This is a genomic window from uncultured Gordonia sp. (assembly GCF_937858515.1).
Taxonomy (GTDB): Bacteria; Actinomycetota; Actinomycetes; order Mycobacteriales; family Mycobacteriaceae; genus Gordonia.
Window position 1 is genome coordinate 1 of record NZ_CALLZT010000191.1, and the last position, 2,897, is coordinate 2,897.

The following is a 2,897-nucleotide window of genomic DNA, read 5'->3' on the forward strand; positions in this document are numbered from 1 at the left end:
CTTTCTCGAATCCGGCTTGTTCGAACATCTTTCGGGTTCCGACGTAGGCCATGGTCATGTTGACGCGGTCGTTGCCGTTGTCGACGGGGTAGGCCTCGATGACAGGGGCGCCGTGGTCGCGGGCGAAGTCGACGGCGCCGGCGATCAGCGGTGCGGCTATGCCGCGTTTGCGGAAGCCGGGCCGCACCCGTACGCACCACAGCGACCACACGGGCTGGTCATCGATGTGGGGGATCTTGCGGTTTCGGGCGAAGGTGGTGTCCGCGCGGGGTGCGACGGCGGCCCACCCGACGACGTCGCCGCCGTCGTAGGCGAGGACCCCGGGCGCGGTCTGCCGGCTGCACAGGTCACGCACGAACTCGCCGCGTTCGAGTCCGCGCATCGCGAGGTTCTGTTTCGACGGGATCCGGTAACTGAGGCACCAGCACACGTTGGCGTCGGGCCGTTTGGGTCCCACCAGGGTGCGGACGTCGTCGAAGTTCGATGCCGGTCGTATCTCCATGCCCCCACTGTTCCGCATAACGCGGTCAGCAACTGTCCGGTTTCGGGCACAAGTACCTGCGGTTGGCGATCAAAGGAAATACGGCGGCGCTGCTGCCGCTGTTCACACCAGTGATTCGCGGCCGCCTATCGCCGCCCGGGCGCGACGAGGATGAGCAACGCCAGCCCGAGCAGCGCCATCCCGGACCAGCCGATGAGCCCGAGGTGTTCGTCGAGGATCAGCACGGCCAGCACTGTCGCGACGGCGGGTTCGACGAGGGTGACGGTGGTGGCGGTGGTGGCGTCGATCCCGGCCAGTCCACGGCTGAACAGTACGTAACCGACGAACATCGGCACCAGTGCGAGGTACGCGAGCACCAGCCAGGCGTCGGCGGGAATGCTGTCGGTGACAATGAGTCCGGCGGTGGCGATCGGTGTGAGCAGCACCCCACCGGCACCCAGCACGGCGCCGGCCGCGGCACCACGAGGAATGCGGCGGTTGATGATGCGGCGCAACGCCCACGAATATCCGGCATATGTGGCACCGGCGACCAAACCCAATGCGACACCCGCAGGCACCGATGACGCCGCTGCTCCGTCACCGTCCGTCATGCACAGCGCGGCGCTGCCCACGACACCGACTGCGCACGCGATCATCCACCGCACGGTCAGTGCCCGCTCGTCGAGTACGCGTTCAATGATCGCCGAGGCCATCGGCGCCGATGCCAACGACACCACCGTTCCCAGTGCAACGCCACCCACCCGCATCGACGTATAGAACGCCAACGGATAGATCGCGACACACACCGCCCCGAATGCGATGACACCGACGCTGCGCGTCAACGTATCTCGGTGCCAGAGCAAGACCCTGGCATTGACGATCGCCTGCAGCAGTCCGCCCCCGCCCATGGCGACCGCCCCGATCACCAGCGGACTCACCGTCGGCGCATACGCCGCAGCCAACCCCGTGCTCCCCCACAAGACAGCCGCCGCAAACACCGACAACGTCGCCGATTCGTGCAGCTTCACCAGTCGCACGCTACCGCGCCGCATTGTCCTGACGACTCGATTGCAACCGCGCTTTCACGGGAGGGAATATCCGGAGAATGTCGTCTCACGGTCGAGGTGCGGGGGAGCTCACGTCAGAGCGTTGAGGATGTCGGTGAGGGTGGGGCCGGGAGTGATGGTGATGGACAGCTTTTGTTCGGTGGACTCGGTCCGGGAGATGCGGGTGATCCGGTCGCGGTACCAGTGATAGATGTTCGGGGAGACGCCGTCGGTGGTGTTCTCGTGGTGCTGGGCGGTGATCGAGGCGAGTTCGTTGATCGCCGCGACCGCCGAGGGGTTGGAGATGCGGTGCATGAAGATCCGGTGCCGGTCGGGGATGCCGAAGATCACCCCGTGGTGGGCTGATTTTCCGCAGTAGACGTGCGCGATCAGCGAGCGCATCGTCAGGATTCTCGACGCGACGAACACCGACGCTCCGCCGAGCGCCTTGAGCGACTTGTCGGTGGAGGTGGCGATCCGGTCGAGGGGTTCGGCGTCGGTGTTCTTGGTGCCGATGGCGAACAGCCGATCGGCGCCTCCCGCGGCCACCTGCGCGGCGTCGAGGTACATCACGTCGTCGTGATCGTCGGGTGTGGCGGTGAGCGAGATGACCCGGAACGGATTGGTGGGGATGGCGTGCGCGGCCGGGAACCGGTCGGTGCGGGGTTCGTCGACGAGTACCGCCTTCGCCGACGAACCGGGCTTGGTCAACGGTGCGAACCGGGTGGTCGGTGCGTCGTCCGCCATGGTGCCGGGTGGCCGGAAACCTATCCGCGTGGCGCGGCCGGGGTACGACGCCCGATGACGTTCGACGCACAGCACGACGCACAGATCGTCGGTGAGGGGCCGCGCGTACGACAGGTCGGTGGTCGATGCGGTGATGCTCGCGGTAGGCAGCACACGCGCCCTGACCTGGGTTTCGAGCTCGGCTGCGGTCATCTCGTCGACGCGGGGCTCGGACCGGACGGCCAGGAGCGCGTCGAGGTGACCGCTGATCGCCTGTGCCCAGTTGCCGCGTGACGTCGAGGCGCACAGCCGGACGATCTCCTCGAACCGGTACACCGTGCCGTCGGCGCAACACAGATCCGACGCGTCGTCGGCGACGGCCTCGATCCCGTGGTCGGCGAGAAAACGCAGCGAGTGGCCGCGGATCCAGTCGAGGTCGTCCGAGTGCAGGGGCACCACAACAAACTACCTGCACTCGCCTGCCGATGCCCCGCCCGCCCGCCGATGTCACAACTTCGCCGGGTGCGGAAAGAAGCTACTACCGAGTACGCGGGACTCCTGCGCCACCGAAGGCGACGGACGTAGGGTAGGGGCGTGTCTGAACACTTCCAAACAGTTGTCCTGGGTGCTGGTCCAGGTGGGTA

The 2,897-nt window shown here is 66.7% G+C and carries 3 protein-coding genes; all 3 read right to left on the reverse strand.

Going from position 1 to position 2,897, the window contains the following annotated elements; genetic code table 11:
* On the reverse strand, positions 1–502 hold a 502-nt coding region (locus Q0627_RS18535; RefSeq protein WP_298811860.1), incomplete at its 3' end, for a GNAT family N-acetyltransferase.
* Between the two features lie 125 nt (positions 503–627).
* Positions 628–1,509 (reverse strand): DMT family transporter, encoded by an 882-nt coding sequence (locus Q0627_RS18540; RefSeq protein WP_291015875.1) that lies wholly within the window; start codon positions 1,507–1,509, stop codon positions 628–630.
* Between the two features lie 108 nt (positions 1,510–1,617).
* Positions 1,618–2,709 carry a hypothetical protein gene (locus Q0627_RS18545; RefSeq protein ID WP_291015877.1) on the reverse strand — a complete coding sequence of 364 codons (1,092 nt, stop codon included), beginning with the start codon at positions 2,707–2,709 and terminating at the stop codon, positions 1,618–1,620.
* Between the last annotated feature and the right edge of the window lie 188 nt (positions 2,710–2,897).